General features: G+C 60.2%; 18 protein-coding genes and 1 pseudogene. 7 read left to right on the top strand and 12 right to left on the bottom strand.

Annotation, left to right across the window (positions count from 1 at the left end; genetic code table 11):
- Positions 1-2: 2 nt before the first annotated feature.
- The 6 genes from ACZ9DP_RS02585 to ACZ9DP_RS02560 all read right to left on the bottom strand — a co-directional run bounded on the left by ACZ9DP_RS02585 (position 3) and on the right by ACZ9DP_RS02560 (position 7,100).
- Positions 3-842: a 5-deoxy-glucuronate isomerase gene (locus ACZ9DP_RS02585; protein WP_194731801.1), complete on the bottom strand. Its 840-nt coding sequence runs from the start codon at positions 840-842 to the stop codon at positions 3-5.
- Positions 843-1,904 carry an ABC transporter ATP-binding protein gene (locus ACZ9DP_RS02580; RefSeq protein ID WP_476200102.1) on the bottom strand — a complete coding sequence of 354 codons (1,062 nt, stop codon included), beginning with the start codon at positions 1,902-1,904 and terminating at the stop codon, positions 843-845.
- Positions 1,901-2,950, bottom strand: a complete 1,050-nt coding sequence (locus ACZ9DP_RS02575; RefSeq protein WP_476200101.1) for an ABC transporter ATP-binding protein — start codon at positions 2,948-2,950, stop codon at positions 1,901-1,903. The genes ACZ9DP_RS02580 and ACZ9DP_RS02575 overlap by 4 nt, the downstream gene beginning before the upstream one ends.
- Positions 2,940-4,082 (bottom strand): ABC transporter permease, encoded by a 1,143-nt coding sequence (locus tag ACZ9DP_RS02570; protein WP_476200099.1) that lies wholly within the window; start codon positions 4,080-4,082, stop codon positions 2,940-2,942. Before ACZ9DP_RS02570 ends, ACZ9DP_RS02575 begins: the two co-directional genes overlap by 11 nt.
- Before the next feature lie 16 nt (positions 4,083-4,098).
- A complete protein-coding gene (locus ACZ9DP_RS02565; protein ID WP_074072920.1) occupies positions 4,099-5,085 on the bottom strand; it encodes an ABC transporter permease in 987 nt (328 codons plus the stop codon).
- An 89-nt stretch (positions 5,086-5,174) separates the two neighbouring features.
- Positions 5,175-7,100 (bottom strand): ABC transporter substrate-binding protein, encoded by a 1,926-nt coding sequence (locus ACZ9DP_RS02560; protein ID WP_476200096.1) that lies wholly within the window; start codon positions 7,098-7,100, stop codon positions 5,175-5,177.
- A gap of 192 nt (positions 7,101-7,292) precedes the next feature.
- Between ACZ9DP_RS02560 and ACZ9DP_RS02555 the strand changes: the two genes are divergently transcribed.
- Positions 7,293-8,300 (top strand): LacI family DNA-binding transcriptional regulator, encoded by a 1,008-nt coding sequence (locus tag ACZ9DP_RS02555; RefSeq protein ID WP_267890111.1) that lies wholly within the window; start codon positions 7,293-7,295, stop codon positions 8,298-8,300.
- A complete protein-coding gene (locus tag ACZ9DP_RS02550) occupies positions 8,300-9,637 on the top strand; it encodes an alpha-L-fucosidase (protein ID WP_476202174.1) in 1,338 nt (445 codons plus the stop codon). The genes ACZ9DP_RS02555 and ACZ9DP_RS02550 overlap by 1 nt, the downstream gene beginning before the upstream one ends.
- 108 nt (positions 9,638-9,745) lie before the next feature.
- On the opposite strand, the gene ACZ9DP_RS02545 is transcribed toward ACZ9DP_RS02550, so the two are convergent.
- Entirely contained in the window at positions 9,746-10,126 is a 381-nt protein-coding gene (locus ACZ9DP_RS02545; protein ID WP_476200095.1) for a YybH family protein, read from the bottom strand.
- A gap of 20 nt (positions 10,127-10,146) precedes the next feature.
- Positions 10,147-13,527, bottom strand: a complete 3,381-nt coding sequence (locus ACZ9DP_RS02540) for an adenylate/guanylate cyclase domain-containing protein (protein WP_476200094.1) — start codon at positions 13,525-13,527, stop codon at positions 10,147-10,149.
- A gap of 469 nt (positions 13,528-13,996) precedes the next feature.
- On the opposite strand from ACZ9DP_RS02540, the gene ACZ9DP_RS02535 reads away from it, so the two are divergent.
- Positions 13,997-14,854, top strand: a complete 858-nt coding sequence (locus tag ACZ9DP_RS02535) for an APC family permease (protein WP_476200092.1) — start codon at positions 13,997-13,999, stop codon at positions 14,852-14,854.
- A 351-nt stretch (positions 14,855-15,205) separates the two neighbouring features.
- On the opposite strand, the gene ACZ9DP_RS02530 is transcribed toward ACZ9DP_RS02535, so the two are convergent.
- The 4 genes from ACZ9DP_RS02530 to ACZ9DP_RS02515 form a co-directional block, all read right to left on the bottom strand.
- Positions 15,206-15,745, bottom strand: coding sequence for a Fic/DOC family protein (locus ACZ9DP_RS02530; protein ID WP_476200091.1), 540 nt, complete (start codon positions 15,743-15,745; stop codon positions 15,206-15,208).
- A gap of 51 nt (positions 15,746-15,796) precedes the next feature.
- A complete protein-coding gene (locus ACZ9DP_RS02525; RefSeq protein WP_283073217.1) occupies positions 15,797-15,997 on the bottom strand; it encodes a hypothetical protein in 201 nt (66 codons plus the stop codon).
- Positions 15,998-16,164: 167 nt separating this feature from the next.
- Entirely contained in the window at positions 16,165-16,314 is a 150-nt protein-coding gene (locus ACZ9DP_RS02520) for a replication initiator protein A (protein ID WP_283073218.1), read from the bottom strand.
- The gene (locus ACZ9DP_RS02515; RefSeq protein ID WP_476200090.1) at positions 16,308-16,652 is read right to left on the bottom strand and encodes a replication initiator protein A; all 345 of its coding nucleotides are present in this window, start codon (positions 16,650-16,652) and stop codon (positions 16,308-16,310) included. The genes ACZ9DP_RS02520 and ACZ9DP_RS02515 overlap by 7 nt, the downstream gene beginning before the upstream one ends.
- A gap of 53 nt (positions 16,653-16,705) precedes the next feature.
- Here ACZ9DP_RS02515 and ACZ9DP_RS02510 point away from each other — a divergent pair, with 53 nt between their 5' ends.
- From ACZ9DP_RS02510 to ACZ9DP_RS02495, 4 genes and pseudogenes are all read left to right on the top strand, one after another.
- Positions 16,706-17,428, top strand: coding sequence for a GntR family transcriptional regulator (locus ACZ9DP_RS02510; protein ID WP_476202172.1), 723 nt, complete (start codon positions 16,706-16,708; stop codon positions 17,426-17,428).
- A gap of 46 nt (positions 17,429-17,474) precedes the next feature.
- Entirely contained in the window at positions 17,475-18,662 is a 1,188-nt protein-coding gene (gene uxuA / locus ACZ9DP_RS02505; RefSeq protein WP_476200089.1) for a mannonate dehydratase, read from the top strand.
- Positions 18,663-18,966: 304 nt separating this feature from the next.
- A complete protein-coding gene (locus ACZ9DP_RS02500) occupies positions 18,967-19,350 on the top strand; it encodes a hypothetical protein (protein WP_476200088.1) in 384 nt (127 codons plus the stop codon).
- Between the two features lie 151 nt (positions 19,351-19,501).
- Positions 19,502-19,809: pseudogene (locus ACZ9DP_RS02495) on the top strand (helix-turn-helix transcriptional regulator).
- Positions 19,810-19,921 lie beyond the last annotated feature (112 nt).

Raw genomic sequence — 19,921 nt, 5'->3', positions numbered from 1 at the left:
GGCTATTTGAATTTGGCGCGCATGGCGTCGATGCCTGGAATGACCCCGGTCAGGTGCTCATGCTTCGGGTCGAAGCGCTGGATAAGGCCGCGGCGATGCTTGCCGACGAGGATGGTGAAGATGTAGCTGCGGTGTCCGGGCGACGTGACCGTCGGATGATAACCGCGGTCGAGCAGGAACGTATCGCCGCTGCGGGTCATGAATGTCTCGACCGGCCCGTTCTCCTCATAGACGATCTGTCCACCGAAACCGGTCTCCGGCAGGAAACGGTAATGGTAGAGCTCTTCGTGACGACTCTCGACATCGCCGCACTCGGTGTCGTGCTTGTGGGGCGGGTAGCCTGACCAGCAACCATCGCCGGCGTAGAGTTCGCTCACCAGGAGATGACCACAGCGCCCGTTCTGGCGTTGGCCGAGCAGATGGGCTATGCGGCGCTGGCTATGCGTCTCCGAGGAGCCGACATTGACCGCGTCGACCTCTTGAGGGGTGACGCGGAAAGCTGCATAGCGCCTCTCGCAGATCCCACCGGCGACGGCGATCTCGACACTCTCGCTGATTGCCGTGACAACGACTTCCGCGTCGACGGGCGCATAAACGCAATCCGCGTCACCTGACCAGATGTCGGCGCGTTGGCCGACCGCTTCGAAGCGAATGCCGTCGACCTCGATGTCGACCCTGCCCGAGAGCACGACATAAAGGCTTTCATGCGCCGGCAGCCGTCTTCGCTCCTGACGGCCGGCAGAAAGCTTGAGAAGGTCGAAATAAATCAGCTCCAGGGTGGCCGACGATTGGTCGACGAGCGGACGGGCGCGGATCTCGCTACGGGAAATGAGTTCGGCCATTCAATACAACTCCGCAAGTGCGTGCTCGTCGAAGGGGGTGAGCTTCAAGGTTTCGGCGTGGTGGCAAGCGACGGAATGGCCATCCTTCTTGACCGGCCGCAGTGGCGGTACGTGGCTCTTGCAGAGGTCTGTGACGTAGCGGCAGCGGGGGTGGAACGGACAGCCTGAAGGAGGGTTCGCCGGATCCGCCACCTCGCCGGCAAGCCGGATGCGGCGGCCACGGCGGCGCAGCCTTGGATCCGGGATCGGAACGGCCGAAAGAAGAGCCTCGGTATAAGGGTGGCGAGGGCTGGCGAATATGGCGTCGGTTGGCGCCTTTTCCACGACTCTCCCCATGTACATGACCGCGACGTTGTCCGAGATGTGACGAACGACCGAAAGGTCATGCGCCACGAAGAGGTAGGTCAGCCCGAAACGCTCCTGCAGATCTTGCAACAGGTTGATGGTCTGCGCCTGAACGCTCACATCCAGAGCCGAGACAGCCTCGTCGGCGATCACCAGACGCGGTTCGGGCGCCAGCGCGCGGGCGATGCTGATGCGCTGCCTTTCTCCGCCGGAAAAGGCGTGCGGATAGCGGCGCATGAATTCGGGGCGAAGTCCGACGCTGCGCAAAAGCTCGGCGACCCTGTCCACCAGTTCCGAGCCCGTTGCGATGCCGTTCACCTTCAGCACCTCGCCGATGATGTCGATGACGCGCATGCGCGGGTTAAGCGAGGATTGCGGATCCTGGAAGACGACGCGGATATCGCGGTGGATCTCTTTCAGCCCCGGTCCGGACAATGTCGCAAGATCGATGGGCGCACCGCTGCGCCCGGTATAGGCGATCTCGCCTGCCGTCGGGCGGTAAACACGCAGGATGGTGCGTGCGAGCGTCGACTTTCCGCAACCGGATTCGCCGACGATGCCCAGCGTCTCGCCGCTATCGACGCTGAGAGATACGCCGTCGACGGCCCTGATGTGGCCGACGACACGCCGGAACGCACCTCGATGGATCGGGAAATGCATTTTGAGATCGTGCAATTCGAGAAGCGGGTCCTGTCGCCGGGGCGCGTCAGCCGTCATCGGTTCTCTCCGTGCAGAAGGCAGCTTGCAACGTGGCCTTCGGAAACCGTAACCGGCTCGGGAAGCTTTAGATCGCAAAGCCCTGCCACCGCCATTCCGCAGCGCGGGTGAAAGCCACATCCTTGAGGGCGGTCTAAAGGCGAAGGCACCATGCCCTCGATAGTCGGGAGCCGCTTTGTCCCACCGGCATGCATACGCGGAACCGATTGCAGGAGCGCCCTGGTGTAGGGATGTGCCGGCGCGTGAAAGATGGTGTCGACGTCGCCGGTCTCGACGACTTTGCCCAGATACATGACGACCACCTCATCGGCGATCTCAGACACCACGCCGAGGTCGTGGGTGACAAACAGCACGGAAAGATTGAAGTCGGCCTGCAGCGTCGAAAGCAGGTCGAGGATGTTGGCCTGCGTCGTCACGTCAAGTGCCGTGGTCGGCTCGTCGGCGATCAAGAGCTTTGGGCGACAGGAAAGCGCAAGCGCAATACAGACGCGCTGGCGCATACCGCCGGAAAATTGGAAAGCGTAGCTCTCCATACGCTCCGTCGGGCGGGGGATGCCGACAAGCGCCAGCGTCTCGATCGCATGCTCTTTCGCTTCGCGTCGGCCCATGTTGAGATGCAGGCGAATGACTTCGATCATCTGATTGCCAATCGTGTGGACCGGCGAGAGTGCGGCCATCGGCTCCTGGCTGATCAGGGCGATCTGAGCGCCGCGGATCGCCCGCATGTCCTTGCCGCGTGGATCGAGCGCGACAATGTCCACCGGCGGCTTGCCGGCATCTGGCCTGTAGCGGATTGCGCCGGATACAACGCGCCCGCCGCGCGGTACCTGGTTCAGAATCGAGCGCCCGGTAATGCTTTTGCCGGAGCCGGATTCGCCCACGACGCACACCGTCCTGCCGCGCGGGATCGAGAAAGACACGCCGTCGACCGCCCGCACCAATCCCGCATTGCCGAAGAAATGGGTGTGGAGGTTGTCGACCTCGATCAGCAGGTCCGGCGCCACGCTCCGGTCGGGCTCTTTAGCGGGCATGCGTTTAGTACTCATAGGGGTCTGCAGCATCGCGTATTCCATCCCCAAGGAAGTTGAGCGCAAGGACCGTGATGATCACCGCCAGTCCGGGCAGGAACAGCCATGGCGCGTTAGAGACAGCGAGGATGTTTTGCGCCTCCTGCAGCAAGACACCCCAGCTCACCACCGGAGGTCTGAGCCCGATGCCCAGGAAAGAAAGCGCCGTCTCGGCCAGGATCATGGTGGGGATCGCCAGCGTCACCGAGGCGATGATATGGCTCATGAATGACGGCACCATGTGTCGCCAGATGATGCGCATCTTGGAACAGCCGTCGAGCCCTGCGGCGATCACGAAATCCTCAGACTTGAGCGACAGGAAGCGACCGCGCACCACGCGTGCCATGTCAGTCCAGCCGATCAGCGACAGGATGACAGTGATCCAGAGGTAGACAACGATCGGGTCGGTGCTGATCGGAACGGCCGCCGCCAGTCCCATCCACAGCGGGATCGTCGGTATCGACTTCAAAAGCTCGATGCCGCGCTGGATGACGTCATCCACCCAACCGCCGTAGAGACCCGATATGCCCCCTAAAAGAATGCCGAGGATCAGACTGATGGTCACGCCGATAAGGCCCACCGACATCGAGATACGGGTTCCATGGATGGTTCTGCTGAGCACGTCACGGCCGAGCCGGTCAGCACCAAAGAGGTAAAAAGGCTGGCCCGGTTCGAGCGCACCGATCAAGTGGCGGTTCGTCTCGAACAGGCCCCAGAGCCGGTAGGGCTCGCCCTTGACGAAAAAACCCACAGGAATGAAAGTGTTCGGATCGGGTTCGTAGATACGGCTGAGCGCAATCGGGTCGACCTTGGCAAAGTAGCCGTTCACATAGAGCATGTGGAACGCGCCGTTGGCGTCATAGCCTGCAAACCTGATCCGCTGCGGCGGGGCATAGGTGAAGCGTGGATCGTAAGCCTGCTCCGACATCGGCGCCAGGAACTCGGCAAAGGCGGCAACCAGATAGACCAGCACGATGACGGCGCCGGAAGCCAAAGCCACCCGGTGTTGGCAAAAGCGCCACCAGATCAACCGCCATTGCCCCGCCGAAGCATTTGCGTCCTTGGCGGGCCGAATCTCGGGGATGGCCGTTGCCACAGTTTGATCGGCCATTGCGGTTGCCTCCTCTTTAACCGTTGCGGATCCGCGGATCGAGCCATGCAAGGAGCAGGTCGGAGATCAGCGTACCGATGAGGGTAAGGATGCTCATGAGCAGAATGATACTGCCGGCCAGATACATATCTTGGGCAAAGAGCGCGCTGAGCAGCAGCGGCCCGGTTGTCGGCAGGCTGAGCACAATTGACACCACGACCGCACCGGAGACGAGATGCGGCAGCACCCAGCCGAGCGTTGAGACGAATGGATTGAGCGCCACGCGCACCGGATATTTCAAGAGGAGCCTGGTCTCGCTGAGACCGCGGGCGCGCGCCATGTCGACATAGGGCTTGTTGAGCTCGTCCAGCAGGTTTGCTCGCATGATGCGGATGAGGGCTGCCGTCGCGCCGGTGCCGAGCACGATGACGGGGATCCACATGTGCTTCATGAGATCCCAAAGCTTGCCCCAGCTCCAGGCGGCGTTCATGTATTCGGGTGAGAACAGTCCACCGATACTCAGCCCGAAATAGTGAGCGCTGAAATACATCAGCACCAGCGCCAGCAGGAAACTTGGAATGGCGAGGCCGAGGAAGCCGAAGAAGGTGGCGATGTAGTCGCCCACGGAATATTGCCGCACAGCCGAATAGATGCCGATCGGGAATGCGACCGCCCACACGAAGATCAGTGTGACGAGCGAAACCACCATCGTCAGGTTCAGGCGCGACCAGATAAGCTCGCTGACCGGTTTGTTCCAGTCGAAGGACTGCCCGAAATCGCCGCGCAGCAAAATGCCGCTGATCCACTTCCAGTATTGGACGATCAAGGGCTGATCAAGCCCATAGCGCTCGCGCAGGCCCGCGAGCACCCCGGGATCGATGGTTTCGTTCTGCGACGCCAGCCGGGCGGTCAAAGCGGTCAGGAAATCGCCCGGCGGAAGCTGGATGATGATGAATGTGACGATCGAAATCACGAACATCATCGGGATCATGTAGAGCAGGCGTCTGATCATGAATCCGGCCATTTCCTCGCTCCTTGCCGTGTATGTGGGCAGATCTGCTGCGACACGAAACAAGGGCGGCGGCAGGACCTGTCGCCGCCCGGTTCGGAAGGTCAGTTTTCGTAGTAGAAGGTCTCGGGCTTCACCGGCCCGGGGATCATGTAGAAAGAGGTGCTCGGGATGACGTCGGGCACGTTGCGCATATTCTTCTTGACGATCCCGACGCGGTCGGGTTCGAGGTTGGTACCGATGATGTAGAATTGGTCGCGTGTAATGGCGAGCAGTTCCTTCATGGCCGCGAGCTGTTGCTCAAGTGTCGCGCTCTGCTGCACCTTCCGGTACAGATCCATCTGCTTCTTGGCTTCCTCGCTCGGCTCCTCGGCATTCGGATCGTTGGGGTTCTGGTAGTAAAGACCCCAGGCGGTAGCGAAGCTCGATTCATATTCATGCGGGAAGTACCATTTGGGATCGAGCAGTCCCAGAAAATCGTAGCCTCCGCCGCCGACCCAGCCGATGCCATCGTTCTCGTTGGTCTGGAGACGGGCGAAGATGAGCGAGCGCTCGGTCGGTCGCGGCTGCATATCGATGCCGACGGTCCTCCAGTAGCGCTGGATCAATTCGAGCGCGTCACTTTGGATCGGACTACCCGTCAGTACGTCTATGGCGAAGGTTACGCGCCTGCCGTCCGGTCCGAGTCTGTACCCTTCGGCGTCGCGAGTGGTCAGTCCCGCCTTGTCGAGATACCGGTTGGCAAGATCGACGTCGTACTTGAGGTACTGGGTCGCCATCTTCTCGTCATAGAGCGCGCTGCCCTCCCGCGGAGCGGCCTGGTATGGCTTCGATTGGCCGGCGTAGATGAGCTGGTTGAGCTCCTCGCGGTTGATCGCGTGGCTGAGACCGATGCGAAAGTTTTTGTCGGAGAAGACCTTGCGCAGCACCTTGTTCTTGTGGGTCTGGTTCAGCGTGATAAGCAAGGCGTTTGACCAAGCCGGCCGCGCGATGAAAAGCCTGTATCCGCCCTTTTCCTGGTTCTGAACGATGACCGGCCGGGCGTCCGTGGTCTCGATGAAACGGTTCTGCATGTCGATCTCGCCATTGATCGCCTTCAGAATGATCGCCTGGGTGTCTTCCATCACGTCGATGGTGACCTTGTCGAGATAGGGCAGCTGGTTGCCGGCGGTGTCGACTTTCGCATAGTAGGGGTTGCGCTCGGCCACGACCTGCGATGTGCCAACATAGGGGGCGGTCAGCATCCAGGCGTCGAGCACCGGGCGGCCGACGTCACGCCAGCGGCCTGGGAACGAGATCTTGTTGTTGAAGAGCTGCGCCCAGTCTGCCGCACCGGCCTGCTTGACCAGCGCGGCGATGCCTTCTGGATTGAAATCCTTGTGGAATTTCTTGAGGTAGTGCGCCGGCGAGGCGGCAAGGATATCGGCGCCGCGGATGGTGGCCATGTTCATCAGGAACAGGCCGTTGGGCGCCTTGAATTTGAACACGACCTTGTAGTCGCCAAGCTTTTCGACTTTGACGGGCTCGCCGCCTGCCGTCAGCCATGCCGGGGGCGAGGGCGTGATTTCCTTGTTGCGCAGGACATGCTCGTCCCAGAAGATCAGGTCGTCGGCGCTGAAGGGCTCGCCGTCCGACCAGCGGGTGCCTTCGCGCAGGGTGAACGTGTATTGCGTGGCGTCGGCATTTACCTCGAAGCTCTCGGCGATATCGGGAATGACCTGGGTCCATTCGGGGTTCCAGCGAACAAGCCGGGTATAGCCGATCGACCGCTCGATCTCGCTGTCACCGCCGCCGAAAGTGGCGGTGCGCCAGGTGCCGCCGTAGCTGCCAACCGACTGGAGCGGCGTGAGTACGAGGGGCTTTGCCGGCAGGCGCTTGTCAACCGGGGGCAATTTTCCCGCATCGACGAGCGCTTTCAGTTGCGGAGACTCCTGAAAAGCAACTGCAGCACCGGCCCAGCCGGCGCAAACAACAAGTGCGAGAACGGCAGCACGTACGGCTTGCCGTCGCAGATCTCGGACGAGCTTCATCATTTCCTCCCAATGTGAACCCGCAGACGTTTGTCGTTATCTCTAGTCCTTCTCCGTCGTTGATTTACGTTATCGTTACCGTAACTTTCTGTCAAATGGATTCTCTTCGCGCCTCAAATGGCCATATTTTGCTTGGCTTTGACTTCAAATATGTGCGATATCGTTACCATAAGTTTGCAGTGAGACGAGCATTTGACCCGGCCAAAGGATTTCGAATCGAAGATCACCATTGCCGACGTGGCCCGCGCGGCGGGCGTGTCGCCGATGACCGTTTCACGCGTGCTGAATGGCCATGGCGGCGCCAGTGCCGAAACCAGCGAGCGCGTTGTCTCGGCTGCCAGCGCGCTGAACTACCGGCCCAATCCTTTCGCACGCGGGCTGCGGTCCGATCGATCGAGAACCATTGGATTTCTGGTTCCAGACATTACCAACCCGTTCTTCCCCGAGATTATCCGCGGTGCGGAAGACGCGGCCAATGCCGCCGGCTACAATCTGCTGCTGTCGAACGTCGTGGAAAGCAGCAAGCGCGAGGCCGAGTTGATCGATGCGTTCCTGATGCATCGTGTCGATGGAATCATCGTGTGCAGCGCGCGCCTGCCAGACGCGGCGCTGCACAAGGCGCTCAGCCCACATCGCGCAGCGGTGCTTATCAACCGTGAGGCGCCGAAGGATGTCGCCGGTACCATAATGACCGACTATGAGCATGGCGCGTCCCAGGCGATCAACCACCTCGTGGCGCGTGGCCGGCGCAAGATTGCAATCATCGCCGGCCCTCGCAATTCCTATGGCGGTAAATGTCGCCTGATCGGCATCGGCAAGACATTGGCCGAACACGGGCTCCAGGCGCCCGAGCCAATCTACTGCGACCCAACGGTTGCCGGCGGGCGCATCGCAGCAGAGGAGCTGTTAGGCGCGAAGTCGGGCTTCGACGCCCTTGTCTGCTACAACGATCTCAACGCCATCGGCGCCATGAAGGCCTGCCGGGCGGCGGGCATCACCGTACCGCAGCAAATGGCTCTGGTCGGCTTCGACGACATACCGATTGCCGAGCTGATGTCTCCGGCCTTGACCACCCTGCGCGTGCACAAGCGCGAGATGGGCGAAGCGGCCGTAAGGCTTCTACTCAGCCGCATCGTCACGAAGAATAAGCAGCATGGAGTCGTAATCGAGCCGGAGCTCATGGTCCGCGAGACGACCTGATCGACAGACAGGAGGAGTTTTCGATGAATGTCCAGAACCTGCAAGCTTTGACCTTACCGGATGAAAAGAAGGCGTGGTTTGTGCATGACCGCTTCGGTCTTTTCGTGCACTGGGGGCTCTACGCGCTGCCGGCGAGGCACGAATGGGTGAAAAGCCGCGAAGAGCTGAGCGACGCCGACTATCAGAACTATTTCGATCATTTCGATCCGGATCTTTACGATCCCCGCGACTGGGCCAGGCGCGCCCGCGCCGCAGGTATGAAGTATGTCGTGCTGACCTCCAAACACCATGAAGGTTTCTGTCTCTGGGATACCAAGACGACCGACTACAAGGTGACCAACACGCCCTACGGACGGGATCTGCTCCTTCCGTTCGTGGAAGCATTTCGAGCCGAAGGACTGAAGATCGGCTTCTACTATTCGCTGATCGACTGGCACCATCCAGATTTTACGATCGACCCGCGTCATCCCCAGCGCAACCATCCCGATGCCGTGAAAATCAATGAAGCGCGCGACATTCGACGCTATGCTGCCGTCATGCGCGAGCAGGTCCGCGAACTGCTTACCGACTTCGGTCGGGTCGACGTCATGTGGTTCGATTTCTCCTACCCCCAGTGGAAGCAGGGCGACCTCGTCGGCAAAGGGCAGAAGGACTGGGAAAGCGAATCGCTGGTGCGCCTGGTGCGCGAACTCGCGCCGGATACGATCATCAACAACCGGCTCGATCTTACCGACCTCGTGCCCGACATCGTAACGCCGGAGCAATATGTGCCTCGTGCCTGGCCTGAACGAGACGGCAAACGGATGACCTGGGAGGCGTGCCACACCTTCAGCGGCTCGTGGGGTTATCACCGAGACGAGGATAGTTGGAAAAGCCCGGAGCAGCTGATCCAGCTCCTGATCGGCAGTGTGGCGATGGGCGGTAACTTGCTGATGAACGTCGGGCCGACGGCGCGCGGCACGCTTGACCATCGCGCTAAGGCTGCACTCAGCGCCTACGAAGAATGGATCGCGCTGCATGGGCGCAGCATCTATGGCTGCACGCAGTCTGAATTCTCCGCGCCGCTCGACTGCAGGTTGACGCAGAATGGCAGTCGGCTCTACATCCACCTCTTCAACTGGCCGTTCCGGCACCTGCATTTCGACGCGCTGGCGGGCAAGATCGAGTATGCCCAGTTTTTGCATGACGGCAGCGAGGTAGCCTGGCTCAAGCCATCCGGCAATACCCTTTGGAAGAACAGCCAGTTCCCCGTCGGCGAAGATGCCGTCAGCTTCGTGTTGCCGGTACGCAGGCCGTCGGTCACGGTGCCGGTCATTGAAGTTTTCCTGAAGACGTGAGGCTGTCGAGGTCGGGCCAAATGATCGAGTGGGGTCCATCGCGTCCCCCAAGGCGTTATAAACTCACCCGGCGGGAATGTCCTGAACGTGCCCCCGTTTCCAGCCTCTTCAGTTCCACGTGTGCAGGCACGTCTTCCAGGAACCGTCGCATTGTTTTCGCAAGATCGTGACGATCGTGCCCTCGTAGCGTATCGCCTTCCCGTCTGCTCCCAGACCAGACGCCCACCACCTGCCGCTGGAATAGGCGATGTCACCCGCATCATGGGCATCAAGCAATTCTATGCCGTGGCCTTTGACCCCGGCCGAGATCATTCCGGCCCAGAAATCGGCGATTGCCGTGCGGCCTTTTACGATTGCATGTGTGTGCGGCAGCACGGTTCCGTCTTCGGTGTATAGAGCCGCTATCGAAGCTGAATCTCCGCTGTTGAAAGCTGCATTCCAGCGGTCGTTAGCGTCCTTGACTATCCCGCGGATATTCGACTCCGGCATGGTCACCTCCCTACTGTGGGCTAAGCTGCTCCTGCGGTGTGTCCGCTTAGCAATTGCGCGTTCTTAAGGTCTGGCAGTGCCGTACCCTCTGTGAAACTTTCACAAATTTTGGCAAGCTGTTCACGCGCGGAACCTTCGTTGTCAATCCGGGCAAGGCTCGTTGCTGCCCTCAGTTCCCAAAAGCGTGCGCCCTGTGCTCGGGCAGTGGCCAGCGACTCGCCGAAGCGCTCCGCAGCCATCGTTTTCCGTTCGGGATCGATTTGCAGCATGGCCTCTCCCTGAAGACGGAAAACCTCGGCCGCGAACCAACGCTCATTGGTACGCTCGATGACCTGCTGTGCTTCCACAAGGAGGGCAAGGGCCGCACCCGGATGTCCGGCTTTAATGTCGATCTGCGCTTGAACCGCCGAGAAGTACGGCGACATGTACTTCGCCCCGGTGCGACGCCACTCTTCAATACCCCTCAACAAATCGGATCTGCCACGATCTGTTTCGCCCTCCTCGGCAATTGCCCAGGCATGCAGGATCATTGCTCCTGCTTGCCAAAAGCGAAATCCGGCCTCTTCTGATATTTCCAGGAGTTCACAGGCCCGACTTTTCACAGCCTCCCGATTGCCGAGTATCTGATGGACAACGCCACCGAAAAACAAAGGCAGAGCGAGACTGTTGCGGTGTCCTAAGCTTCTCGCTTCCCGCACCGCTTCATCATTGGCCGCAATCGCCTGATCGGGCAAACCAAGCGGCAATAGAGTGCGGGCAAGATAATCGAGACAGACGACGCGGGGGTCAAAGGCATACACGAATGCTTCAGACCGATGCTCCTGCGGGTCATAAAGTGACAGCGCTTCCTTCAAATGGGCGCGAGCACGCAAAAATTCGCCTGCGGGAAGCGCGCTGACACCAGCCGCCCGATGGGCGAAGAAAGACAGGCCCCGGTCATTGTTGTGACCGGCCAGCTCCAGCAGCTTGTCGGCGGCGCGACGTGCCTCAGCAAGCTCGGCCGCATAGAGATGGTAGAGGCAGAGGCCGTAGAGAACCGGGAACAGCTGGCGTACCTCACCAAGCTCTTCGCACAGCTCGTGGGCCCGCAGGTACGCCGCTCCTGTTTCCGGCGCGGCAAAGCCATGCGCTGCCACTTGCGCGCTGCCGAGCGCTACCTGAATCGCTAGTTCTCGTCGCGATCGCTCCTGGGAAGGCGGCAGAGCCGCCAATCCGTTCAGGGCATTTTGGAACCGAACAAGCGCTTCCGATATCGAGGAGCGCGAAAGCGCACGCCGACCGGCCAATTCGTTATACTCGACGGCCTTGTCTAAAAGAGAGGCCTGGTTGAAATGATGCGCAAGCAACTCAGGCTCAGCTTCCACCTTTTCAGGAAAGCTTTCCTCCATGATGTGCGCAATTCGCGCGTGTAACTGTTGGCGTCGGCTTAATAAAAGGCTCCCGTAAGCGGCATCTTGAACCAATGCGTGTTTGAAGGCGTAGCTGACATCGCCGCCTCCACCACGGCGGAATACCAGGCCTGCAGCCACAAGCTGGTCAGTCGCCCTCTCCAGCTCGGGTTCTGCCAGCCCAGCGGCAGCAGCCAGCAATTCGTGACTGAATTCCCGGCCGATCACTGCACCGATCTGGGCAACCTCCCTGACAGAGGCCAGCCGATCGAGCCTTGCCATCAAAGAGTCGTGCAGCGTTGCGGGTACTGCCAGCGGAGGCAAGGGGCCTGACAGTTTGTAATCGTCGCCTGTGTCGCTAAGCATGCCTGATTCCAAGATGACCTTGGTCAATTCCTCGATGAAAAGCGGCACGCCCTCGGTTTTTGAAAGAATTTGGTCGAGAACCGAGGGTGGAAGACGCTTTCCTCCTGTCATGACCATGATAATCGAGGCCGCCTGCGCACGACTCAATCGGTTCAGTGTCAATAAAGTTGCGTGCGGAAGGCCATTCCACCGAACCAGGCCTTCCGGTCGGGATGTGGCGACCAGCATGATTGGAAGCTTTTGAATCCGATCCACAATCACATCGAAGAGCTCGGCCGATACGGGATCAAGATAATGCGCATCCTCAAGCAGCATGAGGGTCGGCTTTGCTCCTGCGAGGGCCACCAGTTGGTCGACCAAGACCTCGAATGTGCGCGTTTTCAATTTTTGGGGCATCAGATCGGGTTTAGGATAACGGTCTCCCGTGGGGATCGACAACAGGGTGGCAATCAGCGGCACTTCCTCCTGCGGATTGTTCGTCGCTGCAAGCACTCCTTCGAGAAACGCCAGCTGCCGTTCCGGCGGATCCGTCCGTGAAATGCTGGCAGCCCGCAGCAACTGGTCAATGACTGGGAAAAGCGCGCTCTGCGTATGATAAGGTGAGCAGAAATAACGCAAATATGTGACGTTCTCCTCCTTCAACCGTTCGCGAAGTTCCTGAAGGATGCGTGACTTTCCGATCCCTGCTTCGCCAAATAGCTCGACAACCTGACCTTCCCCCGACGCCGCGAGGTTCCATCGTTCGGTCAACAGGGCAAGGTCAAGATCTCGCCCCGCCAACGGAGCGGTGCCCCCAGCGTGGAGAGCGTCGAAACGGCTTTCCGCCCGGCCCTCCCCGATCACTTGGTAAGAATTCGTGGGGGTATCGAAACCGTGCAGCTTCTGCGGACGGATACGCTTCACCTCGAAGAGCTTACCTATCAGTCGGAATGTGAGTTCAGAAATCAGCACTGTGTTCGGTTCAGCAAGAGCTTGCAGTCTGGCCGCGAGGTTTGGTGTCTCGCCGACAACTGCATTCTCCTGAGCGGCGCCGGAGCCGACTAAGTCGCCGACGACCACCAGACCGGTCGCTATCCCAACACGGACGGAGAGTTGCTGGCCGCCCTTGGTCGACAAGCACTTGACGGTTTCCACAACTGCAAGACCCGCCTTGACGGCTCGCTCCGCTTCGTCCTCATGGGTCTGGGGCCAGCCGAAATAACAAAGCACGCCATCGCCCATCAGCTTCGCCACGTAGCCGTCAAAGCGGACGACGTCGCCCACCACGGCATTCTGGAACTCACGCAACAGCGCGCCCATTTCCTCAGGATCGAGATGGGTGGAAAAGCCAGTAGAACCCACCAGGTCGACGAACATCACTGTCAGCTGGCGTCTTTCCGCCTCCCGGGGACGCGCGGACAATGGTTGGTGGCGAGGAGGAACGGCGGTCAAATCCGCCTGCTGACGCAGACGCGAGGCCCCTTGGCCGTCATCAAGTCCAGCAATTGCCTCGAGTATTTTCTTTCTGTGCGCGAGGGCGGCCACCCCGATCTCTTTAAGGTCGTCGGAGGTCAGCTTTGGCAGCATCTCCGCGTCAATCGCATTGATCTCGAAGGCCGAGGCATACTGCCCGCATCCCAAGCTCTCCAGCCAGGAAGAAATAATCATCGGGGTCCCCTCCCCAGGACGACCCTCAAGAAAACACTATACCGCATCCACCGGGAAAAAGCATTCGCCATGCAGTGTATACCGACTGTACCGGAGGGGGGTTAACCACTGGATAGCCGAATCTGATTGGGCGATGCCGGCCCCCTTCCAGCTTGCTCAGGTGAACGGATGCAGCCAGCCCCCGCAGGGTGTGGGGCGCAAGATTTCCAGCGGCTTATGACGCAAGAATTTCCGTCTCATCACCGCGGTAGCGCGCGGTCAAATCGGCGTACGACCTTCCTTGCGACAAGCCTGCGCTTGCGCAACGAAAAGCCCGGCGCGGGAGGAGGTGCGCCGGGCTTCGATAATGACTGGCAGCTTGGGAGGAGGAGTGCTACCCGTCGGACCGAAGCGGCTCGGGAGGAGGGTGAATCGCTTCGGATCATCAAAAGATAATGCTGCAACGCAGCAAATTCAAGCCCGTATATCGATGTTTCCTGCCTTAAGCGACAAAAAGCAAAAAGGCCGGGCGGACTCGAGCGCGGATGCCGAACCGACCGCCGTCAGCCTCTTGCGGATAAGCGCTTTCGGAAGGCCGACGGTCATCGCGGCGACGACGCTTGCCTTCTTCGCCATGGTCGGCTTCGAGGATTCGGTCAACATGGCCGAGGAATGCAAGGCACCGAGCCGGATATTTTCGAAAGTGCTCCTTGGCGGCCTGGTGATCACCGGCACCATCTATATCCTTGTTGCGATATCGGCGATCACACTGGTCCCTGCCGCCGCTCTCGGCGAAGGCGAAACGCCGCTCTTGAAAGTCGTGCAGGCAGGTGCGCCGAGTTTCCCCGTCGGCATCTTCGGGGTCATCACAATGTTTGCCGTTGCGAACTCCGCTCTGATCAACATGATGATGGCGAGCCGCTTGATCTATGGGATGAGCCGCGAGAACGTTCTGCCTGACGTGCTTGGAAAGGTCCATGCCGCCAGAAAGACGCCGTATGTGGCAATCATCTTCACCTCGCTTCTTGCTGTCGCGCTGATCGTGTTCGCAGGCGGCGTTCCGGCGCTCGGCGGCACCACGGCCCTCCTGCTTCTATGCGTCTTCGCAGTGGTCAATATCGCCGCGCTCGTGCTTCGACGCGACAGCGTCGGACATTCGCATTTCAAAGCACCGACGATTGTACCGGTGCTGGGTTCGATCACCTGTGTGTTCCTCGCCGGACCTTGGACCGGCCGCGATCCGGTTCAGTACCTGATCGCCGCCGTCCTTCTCGGCCTTGGCGTCGTACTGTGGTTCGTCACAGTCGGCATCATGCGCATCGACAGTAGGCGATGTCCATCAGGTTGAAGTCGTCCTTGAGGGGCGCGTCGTGGACAGACGGCACGAAAAACATCAGCTGAGCATCCTTATAAGGCGTGTAGAAGCCTCGATGCTGGTCAAGACAGTCCGCCCGGCGGATAGCCACCTACTTGTGGCTGCCGCCGGTTTTTCCTTGATCATCGGTGGCTTCGGCCTGTTTGTCGCGCCAGCCGTCTTGCCGCACTACCTGGGCGCGTCCTGTATACCTAAAAAATTCACGGCGCTCTGCGCGCGCCTACCCCTGGGGAGTCCCCCAGACCCCCTATCCTACCCGCAAATTCGCGGCGTACCCCAGGGGGCTGTCTGCCCCCTGGCCCCCCGAGGATATTTCGAAAAGGGTTAGGATGAGGGTTCGGTGATGATGTCGAGGATCAGGGCCGCCAGCGGCGCTTCGGAGTCCGCAAAGCTCTCGATCATGGCACCGAGGACGCGATCGCGATCAAGCGCCTCTTCATTGAAGGGAAGGCCAACGTGCTCGGCCAGGACCGCGAGCAACGTCAGCTGCGTGCGGCCGTTGCCTTCGCGGAAAGGATGGACCGCGTTGATCTCGGCTAGCAGATGTGCGGCTTGGGCCGCGAATTCGGCGGGCGCCAAGCCTTCGAAATAATTGGCATTCGCCAGGAACTGAAACGCCTGGCCCAGCTGGGCGTGGATGTGCTCGGGGTAGCAGAACCAGTTGCCGCCCTTCCCGATCCGGATCGTGCGGATCTCGCCGGCCCAATCGTAAACATCCTGGAAGAGGTGGTGATGAAGCGCCAGATAATGCGCGACGTCGAGATTTCCGGCCGGCCAGGCTTCGTCGGAGCGAATGACGAACATGGCGGTCTCGAACTCGTCCAGCTCGTCCTGGTCAGTCAGATCCATCTTGTTGCGGAGCACAGTCGTGCCCGGATAACAGAGGGGATCGGATTCGGCGGTATAGACCAATGCTTAGGCGGACTTGCGAGCGAACTGCGCGCGGATAGCCTGGCGGCGTTCCTCGGCCGGCTGGTCCTTGGTCTGGGCGAGGATCTTGCGCATGCGCGCGCTGAGCACGAGACCTTCAACGGCACTGATCTTCTCGGCACGCGCCTGCGAAAGGCGGCCGGTCTTGGCGTTGCGGTTTAGTTTGGGCGTTTTCAGAGTGTTCATGAATCAGAACCTATCACGTCCTTATGGCAGGCGGCAAAAGGATTCCGCTTGGCAAGCCTCGGCCGGCGTGATTCACTGCGGGCACGGTACAGGCTGCGAAGCCGATAACCGTAAAGGGTTAGGATGCCACCATGGAAACGTGGTGGCATCCGCCATTCAGGCCCGCTTCAAACGCGTTTAGCCTTCCCAGCCGACCTGTGTCCCGTTTTCAGGGAATAAAAGGCCGTCGTGTCGCCGGCGGCCTTGCGCGCAAGCCGGTAGATGAAACGAGCGAGCGGCCGTGACAGCAGGAAATAGTCCGGATTGAGCGTCAGCATGGTCGGCTTTCCATCGGGGCGCACGAGCCCGGGATCTCGATCTCGACCTGGTCGACCCGATCCTGGTTGGTACGGCTGACCACCTTGTAGCGGCCGATCAGGGGGAAGGTTTCGGTCGCGCGCCGGTCCCGGCCCTCACGGCCACCCTTGAGGTTGGTGATGCGGATATTTGTCGCCGGCAGCCGCGCGAGGGCGCGTTCCAGATCCTCGTACTGCTTGCCGCCAAGTTCGCGCCGGCAGAACTTGAGGATTTCCGCTGGGGCGGAATGCTCGGCTTGAGGCCTTTGGCCTCGTCGATGCGGAAGCGCCGTGTGGCACTCCTCGGCGCGCCTTGGCAACAGACTTCGATTGATATACTAGTATGCAATACGAAGTCATGTTCAGGCAGTCCATGCGGCAGGCGTCCAGTTCCGAAGCGATCGATTTTCCGGCTCTTTTGGAAAGACCGGCGAAGCTTCGCCGCGTAACGGCGGCGGATGCGATTTTCGAGAGGCTTCATGCCGACATCGTTTCGCTGCGCATGCCGCCGGGAATTGCGCTTCAGGAAAAGCGCATCGCCGAGGAATTCGGCGTCAGCCGCACGCCGGTGCGTGAAGCGCTGCTTCGTCTTGCCGAAGGCGGGCTCGTGGAGATTTATCCGCAGTCCGGCACCGTCGTTTCGCGTATCCCCGTATCGGCAATCCCGGAAGCGGTTGTCGTTCGCAAAGCACTGGAAGGCACGACCATCGAGAGTGCTGCCAGGATGGCCAAGCCGCACCACATTGCCCGGCTCGATGCCATCATCTCCCGGCAGAAAGCGCTTGCCGCCCTCGGCGACGTGTCCAGCTTCCATGAAGAAGACGAGGCCTTTCACGAGGCGATAATACAGATCGCCGGCTATCCCGGTATCTGGACCATCCTGAAAACGGTCAAGGTGCAGATCGACCGAGCTCGGCGGCTGACGCTTCCGGCCCTAGGGCGCATGGACAATGTGGTTCCCGAACACTGTGCTATCCGCGATGCGATCGCAGCCCACGATGCGGAAGCCGCCCGCAACGCCATGCTTCACCATCTGAGCGCCGTCATCCCCGATGTCGCGGAGCTTCGAACACGTTATCCCGATTATTTCTGCTGAAGCAGCCGGCAGAACCATAAGCAACGAGACAGCAAGGAGGAAATAGATGCGGCAAGGTTGGAGATGGTTTGGGCCTGAGGCTCCCGTCACCCTGGACGATGTACGCCAGACGGGCGCGACGAACATCGTTTCCTCGCTGCATCAGGTGCCGATCGGCCGCGCCTGGACGGAAAGCGAAGTCAGCGAACGCAAGGCCATGATCGAAAACACGCCGCCCGGCCGCTCGTCCCTCACCTGGTCCGTCGTCGAGAGCATTCCGATCCCCGATGCAGTCAAGCGCAAGGGCGGCCAGGCCAAGGCCGAAATAGAGGCTTGGATTGCAAGCCTCGAAGCCGTCGCCGCCTGTGGGATCCCGATCATCTGCTACAACTTCATGCCCGTGGTCGACTGGACACGCACCGAGCTCGACTACGAGATACCAACGGGCGCGACCGCCATGCGCTTCGACCACGAACGCTTTGCTGCCTTCGACCTCTTCGTGCTGCAGCGCCAGGGCGCCGAAAAGGAATATTCAGCGGACGACCGGAAACGCGCCCGCGATGTCTACGAGGCTATGCCGGAAGCCGAGATCGCCGAGATCACACGCATCATAACCTCGGCGCTGCCCGGCTCGACAACCGAGCCTTTGACCATTCCCGGCTTCCGCGAAAAGCTTGCCGCCTATGCCGGCATCGACGCCGCGAAGCTTCGCCAGCACCTCATCGAATTCCTTCAGGCCGTCACACCTGCCGCCGAAGCGCGTGGCGTCAAGCTGACGCTCCATCCGGACGACCCGCCGCGTTCGCTCTTCGGCCTGCCGCGCATTGCCTCGACGGCAGACGACTACGCTGCCCTTTTCGAGGCCGTACCATCAAAGGCCAACGGCATGTGCTACTGCACCGGCAGCCTCGGCGTGCGTGCCGACAACGACCTGCCGGCGATCGCCCGACGCTTTGCCTCGCGCATCTACTTCGCGCATCTGCGCGCCACCAAGCGTGAAGGCGACGGCCGCTCCTTCCATGAAAGCGCACATCTGGAAGGTGATGTCGATATGGTCGCGGTTCTCAAGGAACTCGTGGCCGAGGACGGCAAGCGCAGCCCGAAAGACGAAATCGTGTTTCGCTCCGACCATGGTCACCGTATGCTGGATGATCTGAACAAGACCGTCACGCCAGGCTATCCCGCGATCGGCCGCATGCGCGGACTGGCGGAACTGCGCGGCATCCTGCACGCGCTCGGTGCCAAACCATCCTGATCGTGAGAGAGCCCTCCAGGCCCGCCATTCCGATTTTCGGAGGTTGCTTTTCCTCGTTTTGTCTCACCGGAATTTCGGCTCGATGAAAGCGGGAAATTTTTGCGGGTCATATAGCTCTTGCGGCTCGAATCCGGCACGGATGCTATGGCTGGCGTGGGTGGTCTTGGTGTCGTGCTGCGCCATTTTGGATTCAGACCAAAACGAAGACCGCCATCCATTGCCCACTGCACTCTCTATTGCACTATCATAGGGGGTTTATTTTTTTACTTCAGCGCATTAATTGACCCATTAAAGGGGATTAAACATGCGCCTGACGCTTCAAGTTCATGACAATGGCGAATGGCGTGGGGCCGCAACCCTACAACTGCAAGACGAAGCAGCTGGCTATGCGGGCGCCTCGGTCATTGACTACGATCTCGATTACTTTGTTGAGGCAGCTTCTGTCGATTTTGCCAATGGAAAAGCTGTTTGCGACCATCGCGCCCTATCCGTCCGCTATCCCGTAGACCTTGAAAACCGATACAGTCGCCACTGGCCACCCTTCCTGTTGGATCTAATGCCACAAGGACATGCGCGCCGGAAACTTGCCGAACACCTTGAGCCGAACGACGCTTCGCGCGAAGCCGATCTTCCCCTCCTGCTCCGGGCGGCGACCGGAGGGCAATATTCGCATCAAAGAAGCGGCTGATGCCGAAGCGGCTCGTCTACGTGAGGTTCAACGCCAGGGCGTGACCGAGAACGACATTCTCGAGCGTACCGATCACTTCATGGCGCGATGCGCTGAGATTGCCGACGGCGTTTTGGCAACCAGTTCATGATGCCGGCAAGGAACTGATCATATGGCTCGATGGAAGAAGCCGAGCAAAGAGGAAGTCCGGGAACTGCGCCAAATCTTGGCGGAGCGCGCGCGCCATGGCGCGCTGCGCCTGCCTGGCGCGGTGCTCGAAATCCGCAAGAGCATCGGCATGACGCAGGAGGAGTTCGCCAAACGCTCGGGCTTACCCGCCGACAGGTTGCCGAAATCGAAACCGGCACAGGAAACCCGACTCTAGAGACGCTAGAGAAGATCGGCAGGCTATTCGGCTTCGCTGTTGGATTTGTACCGAAAACGCCGCGCGACGATGAGCCAGGATCACCCCTGGGGTAAAGCCTGGTTCAGGAGCAGGCTGTTAGCGCACCCGACTGTCTGCTCATTTGGCATCCGCTCATGTGCGTCCTGCCCGGACAGGAGAGCCAATCGGAATCCCTGCCGAAAGGCT

Source organism: Rhizobium sp. USDA 4016, from assembly GCF_056279705.1.
This window is presented reverse-complemented; position numbering and strand designations above follow the sequence as displayed.

Excerpts from the sequence above, each read along its gene's own strand:
- ACZ9DP_RS02585 (WP_194731801.1), bottom strand. The coding sequence starts at position 842 with ATGGCCGAACTCATTTCCCGTAGCGAGATCCGCGCCCGTCCGCTCGTC.
- ACZ9DP_RS02580 (WP_476200102.1), bottom strand. The coding sequence starts at position 1,904 with ATGACGGCTGACGCGCCCCGGCGACAGGACCCGCTTCTCGAATTGCAC.
- ACZ9DP_RS02575 (WP_476200101.1), bottom strand. The coding sequence starts at position 2,950 with ATGAGTACTAAACGCATGCCCGCTAAAGAGCCCGACCGGAGCGTGGCG.
- ACZ9DP_RS02570 (WP_476200099.1), bottom strand. The coding sequence starts at position 4,082 with ATGGCCGATCAAACTGTGGCAACGGCCATCCCCGAGATTCGGCCCGCC.
- ACZ9DP_RS02565 (WP_074072920.1), bottom strand. The coding sequence starts at position 5,085 with ATGGCCGGATTCATGATCAGACGCCTGCTCTACATGATCCCGATGATG.
- ACZ9DP_RS02560 (WP_476200096.1), bottom strand. The coding sequence starts at position 7,100 with ATGAAGCTCGTCCGAGATCTGCGACGGCAAGCCGTACGTGCTGCCGTT.
- ACZ9DP_RS02545 (WP_476200095.1), bottom strand. The coding sequence starts at position 10,126 with ATGCCGGAGTCGAATATCCGCGGGATAGTCAAGGACGCTAACGACCGC.
- ACZ9DP_RS02540 (WP_476200094.1), bottom strand. The coding sequence starts at position 13,527 with ATGATTATTTCTTCCTGGCTGGAGAGCTTGGGATGCGGGCAGTATGCC.
- ACZ9DP_RS02535 (WP_476200092.1), top strand. The coding sequence starts at position 13,997 with ATGTTTCCTGCCTTAAGCGACAAAAAGCAAAAAGGCCGGGCGGACTCG.
- ACZ9DP_RS02525 (WP_283073217.1), bottom strand. The coding sequence starts at position 15,997 with ATGAACACTCTGAAAACGCCCAAACTAAACCGCAACGCCAAGACCGGC.
- ACZ9DP_RS02520 (WP_283073218.1), bottom strand. The coding sequence starts at position 16,314 with ATGCTGACGCTCAATCCGGACTATTTCCTGCTGTCACGGCCGCTCGCT.
- ACZ9DP_RS02510 (WP_476202172.1), top strand. The coding sequence starts at position 16,706 with ATGCGGCAGGCGTCCAGTTCCGAAGCGATCGATTTTCCGGCTCTTTTG.
- uxuA (WP_476200089.1), top strand. The coding sequence starts at position 17,475 with ATGCGGCAAGGTTGGAGATGGTTTGGGCCTGAGGCTCCCGTCACCCTG.
- ACZ9DP_RS02500 (WP_476200088.1), top strand. The coding sequence starts at position 18,967 with ATGCGCCTGACGCTTCAAGTTCATGACAATGGCGAATGGCGTGGGGCC.